The sequence below is a fragment of the Pseudomonadota bacterium genome (assembly GCA_039818985.1).
GTDB lineage: Bacteria > Pseudomonadota > Alphaproteobacteria > Sphingomonadales > Sphingomonadaceae > Alterisphingorhabdus.
The window spans coordinates 1-511 of sequence record JBCBSU010000006.1 but is presented as its reverse complement, the minus strand read 5'-3'; the positions used below and the strand labels follow the sequence as shown (position 1 = coordinate 511).

Here is a 511-nt window from a genome sequence, read left to right as displayed (position 1 = left end):
TTTCCGAACCAACGGCGCATGTGCGGCGTAACCGCTGACATATACAACATGCGGAGATTACCCATATGTCTTTGAAGTCCATTCTCGCCGCCGGCGCTGCTTTGACGATGCTGACCGGGGCGGCTTACGCCGGCCATCATGAGAAGAAAGATGCGGCGATGGAAAAAGCCGACATCGTCGACACCGCCGTCGCGGCCGGCTCCTTCAACACGCTTGTCGCAGCTGTCCAAGCGGCAGGCCTTGAGGCCACCTTACGCGGCGAAGGTCCGTTCACCGTTTTCGCGCCGACGGACGAAGCGTTCGCAGCGCTGCCGGAAGGCACGGTTGAAAACCTTCTTAAGCCCGAGAACAAAGATCAACTCGCCGGCATTCTCACCTATCATGTCGTCGCTGGCAAAGTGAAATCCAAAGACCTCGCCGGCAAAACGCTCGACGTTGAAACGGTCAATGGCGCGACGGTCGCCGTCGACGCAACAGACGGTGTGAAAGTTGGCGACGCAGACGTCGTCAA

Annotated in this window: 1 protein-coding gene; it reads left to right on the top strand. The window is 58.7% G+C overall.

Translation table 11 applies throughout. The features are described from left to right. Positions 1-65: 65 nt before the first annotated feature. The coding region (locus AAFX04_14720; GenBank protein MEO1046686.1) for a fasciclin domain-containing protein at positions 66-511 on the top strand (446 nt) is incomplete at its 3' end.